This window comes from Legionella drancourtii LLAP12, assembly GCF_000162755.2.
In the GTDB taxonomy this organism is placed as follows: domain Bacteria; phylum Pseudomonadota; class Gammaproteobacteria; order Legionellales; family Legionellaceae; genus Legionella; species Legionella drancourtii.
The window spans coordinates 31,617-45,278 of record NZ_JH413828.1; the positions used below are offsets into that span (position 1 = coordinate 31,617).

Consider the following 13,662-nt stretch of genomic DNA (forward strand, 5'->3'; position numbering starts at 1 on the left):
AATTGCCAGCATAATCAGGATGCCTTTTATCCACGGCAAGCGCTGCCATAAATTACGCCATTGATTGCGCAGCAATACCCAACAAAAGATAGGCATTCCCGCTAAAACAGTGGCAACCGGCCCTTTTGCCAATAACCCCAAACCTAAACCAATAAAAAAAACATAGGACCAATACTTATTTCCACCAACGATGGCATGCCAAAACGAAACCAGAACTAAGGTGGTGCAGAAAATTAAAGAGGGATCTGTCATCACCGTTCCGGCATCAAGGAAAAAATATAAAGTCCCTGCAAGAACTAAAGTAGCTAAGGTTGCCACCACATTGCCACTGTGTTTTTTAGCCAAATCCCAAATAAGCCATAACACCCCTATTGATAATAACAATCCAGGTAAACGAACCGCAAATTCATTCACCCCCAAAAACATCATCGATGCCGCCGATAGCCAGGTAGATAATGGCGGTTTTGCCCAAAAAGGCACACCATAATCATGGAGTAAAGTGACCCAATTCCCCGTTTCCAACATTTTACGCGCAATTTCACCATAACGTGCTTCAGAAACATCATTAAGAGGAATAAAACACATCGAGATAACGCGACATACCAACAAGAAAAGCAATGCAAATAAGGCATTGTTAAAAAATTTCCGGGGCAATAGTTTATCGTTTTCTATATCCAAAACAGACCTCGTTCAATTTGCGCCACACCTTAACCAAACGGACGAAAAAGATGTTCTTACCATTTAAAATGATGAAGAATATTACCTGTTCTTCAAATTAATACAATTTTTTTCATATTTCTTTCCACTAAAACACAAAAAAAAACCACCAATACAACATGCTAACATAATGAATTATCTATCTTTTTTTTAAACATTTATAGTGTGTAATGAAAATACATGACTCGTAGTTTAGTTTGGTTTACACTGGATGCTGTAAGACGAACTTACGTTAACTTTCTTTTGGAAAATGGGAGCCAAACATGACGTTTAAATTAAAGGAATTCATTGAATTAAAAGCTCATTTAGATAGAACAGTCGATATTATGTTAAAGCATAACAAGAAGGATACTATTGACGAGCTTCACGAACCAAGACGCTCTGAACTATTAATGCTCGTTACGGCGCTTAACGATATAATAGCACAAATTAACGAAAAATCCGCCAAAGTAAACAGTAGCGCCTCGGGCAAAAAAGCAGCCTCATCAATCCAGAACGATTACCTCTTGGCGTATCATGGAATCATGCTTGTTGCAAGACGACACGCAACTGATCTTAGTGGAAAACTGGCTAGCCGCTTAGCTGATGCAGTGGGGATCGATGAGCCTAAAGATAAACCAACAGTCCAAGATTTTGCGAGCGCTCATGTAGCAGCAAACATCTACATGCAACGCGCACTATTTGCAAATGGCGATTCACGCAATGGCATTAAAAAAGACCATATTTTTTCAGCGATAGCGCTAGAAAAATTAAAAGAATTGCTAGAAAAGAGTTATACATTAGAAAAAGAAGCACAGATTGAAGTCATTAAGGCACTTGCCGTAACGGAAAAATCTCCAACAGTTAGACCCTATAGCAAACAGACGCCAGAAACAGCGTTAGCAGTTTTCCCAAATTGGGCGAAATTAACTGAGGCTCTTGATACATTAATTGCGGATGAATTAGCTGATAAAAATGTAGCAACAATTAAGAAATTAGATCCTGTACGTGCAGCACAACTTAATTTCCTTGAAACATTATGCAAACAACTTAAAACAACAAACATAGATGAGAAAGAAAAAATAGCTGTTCTTGCCGGAGCAATGCACTTGGTGCATCAACAGATTAAATTAGAATATACGTATAATTCACTTGTTTACAATGAGTTAGGTAAGTTGCTTCACATTGAAACCGCAATACCACAAGATGTTGAAGCATTGCTGCACGCAGCAAATCAATACATTCGTTATGCGACTATAGCGCAAATACCCAACGAGCAGCATGGCGTCGGTAAAGCAATACGTGCCAAACACCCCTTTGCAAGCATTGACAATTTTGACTTAAAAACAGTTTTGAATTTATTTCAACAAATGATCAGTGACAAACGTGTTGCCGCATCGAAACTAATTTTTGAAGAGCTAAAACAGGCTGCCGAAGCAGAAAAAGCATTGGCTAAAGATCCGCAAGCATCCAGTAAATCCTGGATGCCCTCTTTATCGTCTTTGAATGGAATATTTAGTGGCGGTGCCAAGAAAGATAAAACAGTAGCAGTAGCTCACGAATCAGTAGATCAGGAAAGAGTTCCACAAGAACAAGCTACTAGTAGTAATACTAATATTGGCCTGTAACCATCACGGCAAACAAATTGCCTGGCCATTCTGACTAAGTAGCTGCATTATGCAGCTACTTAATTCGCTTAATTTTAGCAACAAGAGCACGACATATAAGCCATTTAGCTTAATTTTTGCTACAATGCCTCTTTTCTCTAATACAGCCGTACCTTGTTCTAATGAAAATTGAATTAATTATTAAAAACATAGCGCGATTTTTAGTGCCTTTAGTTGTTGTCTTAAATATGAATTTTGCGTTCTCCGCGCCCCATTTAGCCCCGCAAAAACTAATCTCCATCACTATAGATGATTTACCCTTTGTTGGTGAATACCGCAATTTTCATTTAAATATGATGATTGAAACGATGACCAAGCAACAAGTACCAGCAACAGGGTTTATTATTGCCAGCGAAGTTCGTAAAGATAATTGGGAAATGTTACGCAAATTTCGCGATGCGGGTTTTGCATTGGGCAATCACACCTTAACCCATGCCAATTTAAGTACACTAAATAGCCAAGCATACAAGCATGAAATTCAGGGGGCAGATGCTATTCTGGAGTCCGTATTAACCAAGCCTAAATATTTTCGTTATCCCTATTTATCAATGAGTTCTGGAAAAAAGAAAGAAGATATACTTTGTTTTCTTGCCAAGAAGAATTATCGCATAGCACCGGTTACAGTAGATTCCAAAGATTTTGTTTTTAATCAGCGCTTATTAGCGGTTCCTGAAATGAAGCGACGCGCTTATCTTGAGGAACTAAAACCATTTTATCTCGATTTTATCTGGCAACAAACCAAGAATGCAGAAGCGCATAATCAGTATCATCACAATACACAACAAGCGCAAATTTTGTTAATTCATGCCAACTTGCTAAATGCCTATGTATTGCCTGATCTTATTAATTTATATAAGGACAATGGCTACACCTTTGTCAGTTTGAACGATGCGTTAAAAACATTCAAATACCCAGTGCGTTGTTCAAAACCTCAGCTTCATCCACAGCCACAACCCCATTCTGAAAACGATGCCGATATTGACGCGTTTATCGATTGGGATTAAGGAATAGCGAAATAATTTAGCCTCTACTCATTAAGTTATGATACAATTGCATCAAAATAAATCACATTGAGCAGTAAAATACTAGAACATAGCTTGATAACAACTATCTTAAGCTAGGGTTCTATTTGCCATTATGGCCTACTATTAAGGAAACACCATGAGTTTTACATCTTTAGGTTTAATCGAACCTCTACTACGTGCCGTTAGTGAATCAGGCTATAATGAACCCTCACCTATTCAAGCACAATCCATTCCGACCATTTTACGCGGAAATGATCTTTTAGCATCAGCACAAACAGGAACAGGTAAAACTGCTAGCTTTGTATTGCCTATTTTACAAAGACTTCATAATCAACCGCGTGCGAAAAGCAACCACACAAAAGTACTCATCCTGACCCCAACCCGTGAATTAGCAGCTCAAGTACATGAAAGCATTAGACAGTATGGAAAACACTTGTCTCTGCGCTCTGCAGTGGTTTTTGGCGGCGTAAAAATTAGTCCACAAATGATGAAGTTACGTGGTGGTGTCGAGATTTTAGTGGCCACTCCTGGACGCTTAATGGATTTATACCAACAACGCGCGATTCAATTTAGCGATGTGAACACATTGGTTTTAGACGAAGCAGATCGGATGTTGGACATGGGTTTTATTCATGATATTAAACGAATTATTAATTTATTACCGAAAGAGCGACAAAATCTATTGTTTTCTGCAACCTTCTCAGAAGCCATTCGTACGCTGGCTAAAGGCTTACTTAATAAACCAGTTGAAATTGATGTAGCACCGCGTAATACCACGGCGATTGCGGTCAAACAAACCGTGCATCCAGTCGATAAAAATCGTAAACATGCCTTACTTAGCCATTTAATTCATAAAAATAAATGGGGGCAAACGTTGGTATTTTCTAAAACCAAACATGGTGCGAATAAGTTGGTACAACAATTAGCTGAAGAGCATATCTATGCTGCCGCAATCCATGGTAATAAATCACAATCACAACGCACCAAGGTTTTAGCCGATTTTAAATCAGGCGAATTACACATTCTGGTTGCAACGGACATCGCCGCACGTGGAATTGATATTGATCAACTGCCTTGTGTCGTGAACTATGATCTACCGCAGGTTGCCGAAGATTACGTGCATCGTATTGGCCGTACCGGCCGTGCGGGCGCCTCAGGATCTGCGATATCATTGGTCTGTGCGGATGAGGTGGGACAATTGCAAGCCATTGAAAAACTAATTAAACGTAAATTAGAGCGCATTGAAATTGAAGATTTTGAACCCCATCACCGTCTGCCAAGTTCAGCACTACCAACGCAAGTTAAACGAAGCGCGCCGCGCTCGAGAAAACCTTCCGTAGATGCGAAAAAAATGGGAAATAAACCGTTTAAAAGAACTACTGTTAAAAAATAATTGCTATCGACTGGGCTTTTCAGCCTAGAAGTGTCAAGTTAAAACCGAAAAATTCCTTCTCCCAGCAATGAGATAAGGGATTTTTTCCTTCATATGAATTCACCCAACTCCCTCAATTATAAATAAAATTTTGGTATACTTAGCCTGACTCATGATAAGCTTAGGTCAAATTATAATCATCAATAAATTACATTTATGATCGGTCGCGCCAAACTAGATAAAGAGTTTTTCTCAGCCCCTCCGGATATGAGCCATAGTTTTTCTGCTGGCAATATAGCCGTCCAACATGGAGCCGGCACTTATGCCATTGAGTCTCTGTTTACCCTGGAAAAATTATTAGCAGCAAAGCGTAGCGAAATAAAAGATCCTTTTTTACGCTTTCTCGTCGATAAATCAGGAAACGCCTGGTTTGCCAGAGAAACTCGCCCGTGGATGCCGGCTCCAAAGCATTATCAAATGACAGGAGACGCCCTAGACAGCGCATACTGCGCTACGGCAGGAACTATGAAATTTAAAAATTCCTCCTATACCCGGCTCAAAAGTATCAACCACCACAGTGGTGACTTTCATCCCTCATTTCATTCACTCCGTTTATTTTTAGCAATCCTTATTGTCAACGAAAAAACATTACCCTTTAGACTACCGAGAATCCTGGTCGTCAAAGAATTTGATAGCCAAGGCAAAATGATATGCAAACATAGATGGTCCGTAGCACGCATCAAAAACTGGGTGCATAGTTTTAGCCATGACCAAGAGCTGATAAAGAGATTAAGCAAACAAGATGCCGATACTAAAATTGTGCGTTATGAGGCGAGAAATCTAAACGGAAAGGAGACTCATAAAGATAAAAACCATCCACTCATTCCAACAAAAACCCCGTTAAAAAACAAGCTGCTACGACTTAGAAAATTATTCTGCTAATATGTTGATTAACCTGCAAATTTACAATCAATAACCTCAAAGGTTATTGATTGTAAAAAAATGGACTCATTGGATAAAAAGGGACAAAATTTTGACGTCATGCTTCACTCACAAAGCAGCATTCACCTTAATTGAACTATTAGTCACGCTCATGGTGCTGTGTACCATTCTCGTCTTAGCCATCCCGGCATTAAGCACAATGCTCATGAATAATCGCCTGCGCGCAGGATAACAGCGCAAATGACCCCAATGCTACTGATTGGCCCCCTCATTGGATCCAACCTTGGTAGGAAGTGTTGAAAACAGCAGTGATGTTTTAGTTGTGCTTGGCGCATCACCTGGCAGTTTTCCTGCAGGAATAACGGCTATTGATACCGGTAGCAATTCTTTCACGGTGCAAAGTACAAGTGGCCTAATGCTTACCGCGGGGCAATTTATGGTCGGTAAATGTGACGGATGTTAATCCAAGCAATTGGAGCGTCCGCTTGTTATTTCAAGCCACTGATTCAAGTGGCAATCCACAGCCAATTACAACCCCTCCCGTGGTAACGCTCAATCCAGGATATCCACGCGTACCCGGTTTATTTGTGATATTTGGTACTGGACAATTACTACAGACCAGTGCTCTCCTTACGACACAGACCCAAACAATTTATGGCATATTGGATGTGCCTCAATCCAGTGTTACCTATACGCGCACTAATTTACAACAACAAACATTGAATACGGTATCAACAACCACCTCAGGCTTATCCACCCCAATCCTTACCGCCTCATCCACGCCGCTCAACTGGCGTAGCCAATACGGTTGGTATGATGATTTGGTAGTTTTAGGCCAACGTGTGGTCACCAATCCCACCATTAATAATGGCGCCTTTATCAGCACCTTAAATACCCCTCCGTTAAATACATGTTCAGACAGCTTCACATCGATGCTTTTGGAGCTGAATTTTTTGACTGGAGGCGCATTCCCCAATCAGCAAATGGGTGGTGTTAATGCCAATGGAACGCTAAATAATAACTATTCGTACCCTAATCTAGTCGGGATTCAATTATCAAATAGCTTTGCTAATGCGGCAACATTGCTCGGTCCTAACCAGGGAAATAATATTGTTTTACTGATTACCCAATCTAATGGTAGCCAATCTGCTATCCTAAATCCTAATAGCACCCCAAGAAAAATTGGCTGGTGGCAGCTGCAATAAGGATCGCACTATGTCTCAAAAAAGAATATCGGGCTTCACCTTGGTTGAAGTAATGATTGTTATGGCAATTATTGGCATCTTAGCGGCTATAGCCTATCCAACCTATGTCAGCTTCATTTTAAAATCGCATCGCACTGATGCCTTAGCAACCTTAGCCCAAGACCAAATTACGCTAGAACGCTGCTACGCACAAAATTTTTCATATAATCAAGTATGTGGCTCCTTACCTACATTCCCGCAAAAATCACCACAAGGCTATTATCAAATTACGTTAACTAATTTAGGCGCAACAGCTTATACGCTAACGGCCACAGCGGTAGGAAGTCAGATGGAAGATACTACGTGTGTCCACTTTACAGTGGATCAGGCAAATGTAAAAACAGCCGTAGATTCATCAGGAACAGCACAAAATATTTGCTGGAATCCTACTTAATGCGTTAATACATCATATTTCCCTTTACAGAAAAGAGCTAATTCCATACCATCTCGTTTCAATGGACAGTCCGACTCTAAAATTAAATGGAAATTTTTTGCTTCCTCATTGGTATACTCTATGTATACACCTTAAATTTTTATTTACCGACACTCGCCTTATTAATTGTTTACATCACCCCTAAATACCCAATCATCCTCTTTTTTCTTTTTAGGCACCGCCCTTGCATGGATACATCAATGGCTGATTTTACCGAAAGGACTTCCCAATAAGGATGTGATTCAACAAGCCACCATCTACGGAACGATTGCCTCCATCCCACTCACCAATCCTAATAAAACCCAATTCTTATTCGAACTGGAACAATACAATCATCATCCCGCCCAAGGCCTACTCCAATTAGCCTGGTACAACAAAGCACCACATTTAAAAACCGGACAACGTTGGCAATTCACCGTCAAAATAAAAAAACCACGTAATTTTCTTAATCCCGGTAGTTTTGACTATGTGACGTCCCTGAGTAAACGCCACATCTTTTGGACGGGTTATATTCGTGCAAAAGGCAATAAAATACTCCACAACACGCATACCCAATTTACTTGGCTGGCACTGCGGGAACGTTTGGGAAATCAACTGGCTCAATTAGCGCCCAATCAACCCACTGCTGGGGTTGTTGAAGCCCTTACCTTAAATTTAACCCGTCATATCAGCCAAGAAGATTGGGAGCTCTTTCGCCGCACAGGCACCATTCATTTATTCGGCATTTCCGGAGAACACATTGCCTTAATATCCGGCTTAATTTATTGGTTAAGCAAGTGGTTATGGTCACGCAGCGCGCGTCGTTGCTTATATTTCCCAGCGCCCTATGTTGCGAGTATTTGCGCACTGTTCGCCGCCTTGTTTTATGCTTTTTTGGCCGGGTTTGAGCCTCCTGTACAACGCGCATTAATGGGGTGCTTTTTTTACACGCTGTGTCGTTTAGGCAAACATCGTTTTACACCTTGGCAAGTGTGGCGTTATGCCCTATTGGGCGTACTCTGCCTAGAACCGCATGCGGCGTTTATGCAAGGATTTTATTTTTCATTTCTTGCTGTAGCCTGCTTGCTACTCACCCAACAACGTTGGCAACTTAAAGGATACAAAGGAAGCTTAGCCTTACAATTAAGTTGTTTAATTGGTTTAATGCCCTTAACGCTATATTGGTATTCTTACGGTTCAATCAATGGCTTTCTTGCCAATCTATTAGCAATCCCCTTGGTTAGCTTTCTCATTGTACCTTTAGCATTAATAACGATGCTCGTCAGTTCTTATAGTTGGGCATGGCTGCTCATGAAACCATTATCCTGGTTTATTGCTTTATTATTTAATGGATTACATTGGACAGAGCATTTAGCGGCGCTAAATCTCGAATGGTCCATTCAATCAATGGAGTTAGTGCTTGCCTTAATGGGGGCTTTACTCATGTGGATTTTATTGCCCATTAACCCCTTTCGCTGGCTGGCTCTATTGTGGTTACTGCTCCCCTGCTTTCCACCGCGGACTCTGGTTCAATCTGGAGAGGCATTGGTTCATGTTTTAGACGTCGGTCAGGGGTTAGCGGTTGCCATTCACACCGAACATCATGTACTGCTCTATGATACTGGGGATCAATTTTTCCAAGGCAGTGATCTGGGCACGATGGTAATTTTGCCTTATTTTAAAAAACTGGGTATAAAAAAAGTAGATACGATCGTTATCAGTCATCCCGATAAAGATCATCGCGGTGGCCTTAATTCCATTGAAGCGGCCATACCGGTAAGACAACTCTTGGTCAATGAGCCGCGTTATTACAAACATGGTTTAAAATGCCATGAATATCCTGAATGGCAATGGGATGAGGTACATTTTCGCTTCTTACCTATTAAGATGAAGTTTAAAGACAAAAATAACAGCTCCTGCATTTTACAAATCAGTACAAATGCCGGGCGCATTATATTAACCGGTGACATTGAAAAAGAAGCAGAAGATTATCTAGTCAGAACCTATGGTTCTGCTCTGTCCTCTGAGGTATTAATCGTCCCACATCATGGCAGTAAAACCTCATCCTCTTATCGCTTTTTATTAGAAATCGCCCCGCAGTATGCCATTGCATCTTTAGGTTTTGATAATCGCTTTCGTTTTCCACATGCTAAAACCTTAGCCAGCCTGAATGCCTTAAAAATTCCCTTTTATCGAACGGATAAATGCGGCATGGTACAGCTCACCTTACCAGTTATAGGGAAAATCAAGCCACCTCAATGTTTTAACAATGAATAAAATGCGATGCCTAAATAAGCGCTTATCGCACCTAGCGCCGTTTTGATTTCTTATCCCGAACTTGTTAAATAATAAATTTACTGGCCCATTTCACTCTTCGTCTGTAAAGCCTCACTAAGCGTTATAAAATGATAACCATGTTCTTCATACATTTGCAAAAGATCGCCCAAAAACAAAGAATTTAATACATTAGCATGCAATAAAATTATTTGTTTGGTGACATTACAACGCTGGCTTTGTTCTGCTTTTTTAGTCTGTTCCCAAACAAAATTTACGTAACATTGCTTGAATTGACGCATAACGTCAGGATTATTGTGCTCGCTATTCTCAATAAATTCTTTGTTAAACTCAAAGTCTCTACTATCAATAGTCACTGGGGCAACGGTATAGTGATTCGCAGTCAAATAATCCAAGACTTTTTGTTTGGTTCTCCATTTTCCTTCAGTTAGGTAGGGATAACGAAAATATTTATTGCTAGTCATTAATGGTGACAGAATTTTATCCGCACGTTCAAGATCGGCAATATATAATTCAGCTGTTGTTTTTTTCAAACTCAGATGAGAATAACTGTGGCTACCAATCAGAAATCCTGCATTTAAAAATTCATTCATATGCTGCATCGAGTCAGAATTAATGCGTTCAGCAATAACAAAACCAATTGCAGGAGCCTTATGCTCAGCTAAAGTCTGAACAATTTTTGTAAAAAAGTCCTGCGCTATAGGCAAATCATCTATCGTTAGCGCGATTTCTCGTTCATGGGGAGTACAGACTTTATCAGGGATAAATTGACAAGTAATCACTGTTGCCGCAACTAAAAATATACCTAAGACAAAATACTTTATCCCCATCAATCGATCCCAGAATATAAAAAAACTTGTATTATAAACACTTGCTCATTTACCGCAATCAAACAAAAAAATGGGTTAAAAGATGCCTCGCTTAGCGAGAACATCTATCGCCTAAAAATTTCTTCTGCAAGCCCGTCAGAATAAACATCGGCACTATCGAAACAATTAACGCCAGCATCCAAACAAATAGCGACAGGGCGTTTGGCTTCATTAATATCCGTGCTGCCCCACGTTTTAAAAAATTGATTACCCCCACCAAAAGTAGCCGTGCCAAAACTCAGTGCAGGTACTTTAAATCCTGAATTCCCAAGTTGTCTAAATTCCGTTGCGTCGTCCTTACTTATTTTTGCATTAATAAAAGATAGACTATACTCTGTGGAAAAACCAAACTAGGTTATACTCACTAACGACAATACTATGCCAAAACAAAAAAATACATCTGCACCAACTTATCCGGTATCGGACCATTGTAATGGATCCCATTTTTTTAATCCGGGAATAAATAGCAAAAAAAGCATAAAACAGGTATGGAAAATGCTGCGTGAACGTCGCGGAAAAAATCCATGGCCTGTTTTTGTTGAAAATAAAGCAACACCTAGATTAGCGACCAAGCTAGAAGCAGATGAGGTGTATGTCACTTATGTAAATCATGCAAGTCATCTAATTCAGATACAAGATATGAATATTTTGACCGATCCAGTCTTTGCAAAAAGAGCCGGCCCTCTATCCTTATTAGGTCCTAAACGCGTACGCAAACCAGGCATCGAATTACATGAATTACCGCCAATTAATGTCGTGTTGATTAGTCATAATCATTATGATCACATGGACATCGTCGCCCTTAAAAAATTAGAAAACATGTTTCATCCACTGTTTATTGTTCCCTTAGGCAATCGCAAATATTTAAAAGAAAAATATTTTCCCAAGGTAGTCGAGTTGGATTGGTGGCAAACACATAAAGCCAATGACAACCATGCGATTACTCTAGTTCCTTCCCAACATTGGTCTATGCGTACTTTTAATGATGCCAACACCTCACTTTGGGGCGGTTTTTGGATTCAATTTGCAAAACTTAAAATCTATTTTTCAGGTGATTCAGGCTATGGCCCACATTTTAAATTAATTCATGAAAAATTAGGTGCCCCGGACCTTAGCATTCTGCCTATTGGTTCTTATGAACCGCGCTGGTTTATGAAAGATCAGCACATGAATCCAGATGAAGCCGTTTTAGCAAGCCTGGATTTACAAAGCAATCTAAGTCTGGCAACGCACCATCAAACGTTTCGTCTCGCGCTTGAAAAAATAAATGATCCCGTGATTGAGCTGAAACGCCGCCTGATAGCGCATGGATTAACTGACAAGGATTTCAAAGCACCAGAAACTGGGGAAACCGTGATTTACAACCAAAAATTGCACTTAAACGATGATTAAGGTGATAACTCACTGTGGCATGTTAAAATCTTGCTAAACAATCGAATTTGAGTGCAGCGCGTAACTAGAATCAATTGATACATTTCGACCAAGATAATGAAAATAGCAACAACCCCCAATGATCTAGAACCTAGTGAGCGCTCTCTTTGGAAGAGCGCTCACTAGGTTCTAGATACCAGCAAACTAATTTACCGTTTCCACATCAATATTACTGTCATTAAGCAAATTATTCGTATTTCTTTTTATTTCAAAAATACGATATAAGTTTAATGGCAGTAATAGCGAATGCAGAAGGAAGACGGGATGCAACTCACTGCCAAGCGCATAAAGAATAAATGCAACATTGGAGCTAATTGCGATAAGGCGCAATGTTAAAATTTTTTTAACATAAAACGTGGCAAAAACTAAGACTGAGGCAACATAACCAATTACTTCGATAATTGAGTCTATTTCAACGATTGAGTCCATTTCAACCTCCACTTAGAGTCCTCAGTATTCAACATAGCACTGAGTCAGATAAACCCGCAAGCGCTCTGCTAAATCGTAGAGTGTTAATTCTGCATTTATATCAATGGTGAGACAATCAGTTAAAAGATTGTATTAAATCTACAAATCTATTGAACTCAACATGTTAACTGGTTTTTCTTTGCGGATTAGCTGATTTGCTGTACGCTCAGGTACAAAAGTAATTCGCTCGCGTTCAAAAGTTGTCTTAATTGCAGTCAGTACTTCATCTCTTACGACAGCCAAGTCACTTTTTGACCAATACAATAATTGCAACTCCACACCACCACTGTCGATCATTTGCGATAATAAAATTTTAGTACTGGGTTTAGGTAAAATATGAATACACTCATCACAAATATCTTTCAATAAGATTTTAATATTCGCTAGATTATGTGCAGCATCAATACGCAAGATGATTTCATCGCGTTTTTGAGGGTAAATACTTAAATTGGTAATTTCAGATTTGATTAACCCTTCATTTGGTATACGAATTAGACGATTATCACTGGTTTTAATTTTGGTAGATAACCAATCAATCGTTTCTACCGTTCCTTTAATATCTTTAATGGAAATCACATCACCGACTTTAAATGGGCGTTCAAATAAAAGAAAAACACCACTAATAAGATTAGACGCGGCCGTTTGCGAGGCAAAACTTAGAGCAACCGTAAACAGACCCGCAGTACCTAATAATATTGTTAATTTAAAACCCATTTCATGCAATGCAGAGACTAAAAACAGTAAAAATAAACTGTAATAAACAATACGGCTAGATAACATGGCATGATGTTTTGAAAACTTATTTTCGATCAACCGCCCAACTAAGTAACTGATTTTTTTTGCAAAAAAATAACCAAAAAAAAGTAATATTAATGCAAAAGCAATGTGCCCCCATTGTAAATGCTTAACATATTCTAATGTACTTTCCATAATCGCTCAGGCTAAATTCAAAAAATAAAAATAGTATCAAGTTAATTGCACTATTCCTACTAATTTTATTGAGACAATGAACGCATTAAAAATGAAAAACCGCAAGACGAAGCTTGCAGTTTAAAAATAGGCGAAAAAAATATTAATAACAGGATTCTTGCAACCAACAATGTCCATAGCGATTGCACACACGTACTGTTCGACATGCCGGGGCATAATAATCATCATAGTAAGGAGTACCAATAACAACTCCAGGTCCCCAACCACCGCCGCCATAGTATCCACCATGCCAGCCGCCACCATGCCAGCCG

The 13,662-nt window shown here is 39.5% G+C and carries 14 protein-coding genes and 1 pseudogene; 10 read left to right on the forward strand and 5 right to left on the reverse strand.

The window, feature by feature from the left end:
* Positions 1-678, reverse strand: a 678-nt coding sequence (locus LDG_RS10300; protein ID WP_040535378.1) for an ArnT family glycosyltransferase, incomplete at its 3' end; no start/stop codon positions are given.
* Positions 679-980: 302 nt separating this feature from the next.
* Here LDG_RS10300 and LDG_RS10305 point away from each other — a divergent pair.
* The 9 genes and pseudogenes from LDG_RS10305 to LDG_RS10340 all read left to right on the forward strand — a co-directional run bounded on the left by LDG_RS10305 (position 981) and on the right by LDG_RS10340 (position 9,635).
* Complete coding sequence (locus tag LDG_RS10305; protein ID WP_006871282.1) at positions 981-2,324, forward strand: hypothetical protein; 1,344 nt, start codon at positions 981-983, stop codon at positions 2,322-2,324.
* A 161-nt stretch (positions 2,325-2,485) separates the two neighbouring features.
* On the forward strand, positions 2,486-3,367 hold the full coding sequence (locus tag LDG_RS10310; RefSeq protein WP_006871283.1) for a polysaccharide deacetylase family protein: 882 nt from the start codon (positions 2,486-2,488) through the stop codon (positions 3,365-3,367).
* A 157-nt stretch (positions 3,368-3,524) separates the two neighbouring features.
* A complete protein-coding gene (locus LDG_RS10315; protein WP_006871284.1) occupies positions 3,525-4,781 on the forward strand; it encodes a DEAD/DEAH box helicase in 1,257 nt (418 codons plus the stop codon).
* A 195-nt stretch (positions 4,782-4,976) separates the two neighbouring features.
* A complete protein-coding gene (locus tag LDG_RS10320) occupies positions 4,977-5,702 on the forward strand; it encodes a hypothetical protein (protein WP_006871285.1) in 726 nt (241 codons plus the stop codon).
* 91 nt (positions 5,703-5,793) lie between these two features.
* Positions 5,794-5,922, forward strand: a pseudogene (locus LDG_RS19355) (pilus assembly FimT family protein); the annotation flags it as partial.
* Between the two features lie 51 nt (positions 5,923-5,973).
* Positions 5,974-6,165: a hypothetical protein gene (locus tag LDG_RS10325; RefSeq protein WP_233491483.1), complete on the forward strand. Its 192-nt coding sequence runs from the start codon at positions 5,974-5,976 to the stop codon at positions 6,163-6,165.
* Positions 6,152-6,907 carry a PilC/PilY family type IV pilus protein gene (locus LDG_RS10330; RefSeq protein ID WP_083821422.1) on the forward strand — a complete coding sequence of 252 codons (756 nt, stop codon included), beginning with the start codon at positions 6,152-6,154 and terminating at the stop codon, positions 6,905-6,907. Before LDG_RS10325 ends, LDG_RS10330 begins: the two co-directional genes overlap by 14 nt.
* Before the next feature lie 10 nt (positions 6,908-6,917).
* Entirely contained in the window at positions 6,918-7,340 is a 423-nt protein-coding gene (locus LDG_RS10335) for a type IV pilin protein (protein ID WP_006871289.1), read from the forward strand.
* Positions 7,341-7,505: 165 nt separating this feature from the next.
* Positions 7,506-9,635 carry a DNA internalization-related competence protein ComEC/Rec2 gene (locus LDG_RS10340; RefSeq protein WP_006871290.1) on the forward strand — a complete coding sequence of 710 codons (2,130 nt, stop codon included), beginning with the start codon at positions 7,506-7,508 and terminating at the stop codon, positions 9,633-9,635.
* A 77-nt stretch (positions 9,636-9,712) separates the two neighbouring features.
* On the opposite strand, the gene LDG_RS10345 is transcribed toward LDG_RS10340, so the two are convergent.
* Entirely contained in the window at positions 9,713-10,483 is a 771-nt protein-coding gene (locus tag LDG_RS10345; RefSeq protein ID WP_006871291.1) for a polysaccharide deacetylase family protein, read from the reverse strand.
* A 104-nt stretch (positions 10,484-10,587) separates the two neighbouring features.
* Complete coding sequence (locus tag LDG_RS19015; RefSeq protein ID WP_324602962.1) at positions 10,588-10,839, reverse strand: aldo/keto reductase; 252 nt, start codon at positions 10,837-10,839, stop codon at positions 10,588-10,590.
* Between the two features lie 61 nt (positions 10,840-10,900).
* Between LDG_RS19015 and LDG_RS10350 the strand changes: the two genes are divergently transcribed.
* On the forward strand, positions 10,901-11,914 hold the full coding sequence (locus LDG_RS10350) for an MBL fold metallo-hydrolase (RefSeq protein ID WP_006871293.1): 1,014 nt from the start codon (positions 10,901-10,903) through the stop codon (positions 11,912-11,914).
* 183 nt (positions 11,915-12,097) lie between these two features.
* Here LDG_RS10350 and LDG_RS10355 read toward each other — a convergent pair whose 3' ends face one another.
* Entirely contained in the window at positions 12,098-12,382 is a 285-nt protein-coding gene (locus LDG_RS10355) for a hypothetical protein (protein WP_006871294.1), read from the reverse strand.
* Positions 12,383-12,520: 138 nt separating this feature from the next.
* Positions 12,521-13,351 (reverse strand): mechanosensitive ion channel family protein, encoded by an 831-nt coding sequence (locus LDG_RS10360; RefSeq protein ID WP_006871295.1) that lies wholly within the window; start codon positions 13,349-13,351, stop codon positions 12,521-12,523.
* Positions 13,352-13,662 lie beyond the last annotated feature (311 nt).

Excerpts from the sequence above, each read along its gene's own strand:
- LDG_RS10305 (WP_006871282.1), top strand. The coding sequence starts at position 981 with ATGACGTTTAAATTAAAGGAATTCATTGAATTAAAAGCTCATTTAGAT.
- LDG_RS10310 (WP_006871283.1), top strand. The coding sequence starts at position 2,486 with ATGAAAATTGAATTAATTATTAAAAACATAGCGCGATTTTTAGTGCCT.
- LDG_RS10315 (WP_006871284.1), top strand. The coding sequence starts at position 3,525 with ATGAGTTTTACATCTTTAGGTTTAATCGAACCTCTACTACGTGCCGTT.
- LDG_RS10320 (WP_006871285.1), top strand. The coding sequence starts at position 4,977 with ATGATCGGTCGCGCCAAACTAGATAAAGAGTTTTTCTCAGCCCCTCCG.
- LDG_RS10335 (WP_006871289.1), top strand. The coding sequence starts at position 6,918 with ATGTCTCAAAAAAGAATATCGGGCTTCACCTTGGTTGAAGTAATGATT.
- LDG_RS10345 (WP_006871291.1), bottom strand. The coding sequence starts at position 10,483 with ATGGGGATAAAGTATTTTGTCTTAGGTATATTTTTAGTTGCGGCAACA.
- LDG_RS10350 (WP_006871293.1), top strand. The coding sequence starts at position 10,901 with ATGCCAAAACAAAAAAATACATCTGCACCAACTTATCCGGTATCGGAC.
- LDG_RS10355 (WP_006871294.1), bottom strand. The coding sequence starts at position 12,382 with ATGGACTCAATCGTTGAAATAGACTCAATTATCGAAGTAATTGGTTAT.
- LDG_RS10360 (WP_006871295.1), bottom strand. The coding sequence starts at position 13,351 with ATGGAAAGTACATTAGAATATGTTAAGCATTTACAATGGGGGCACATT.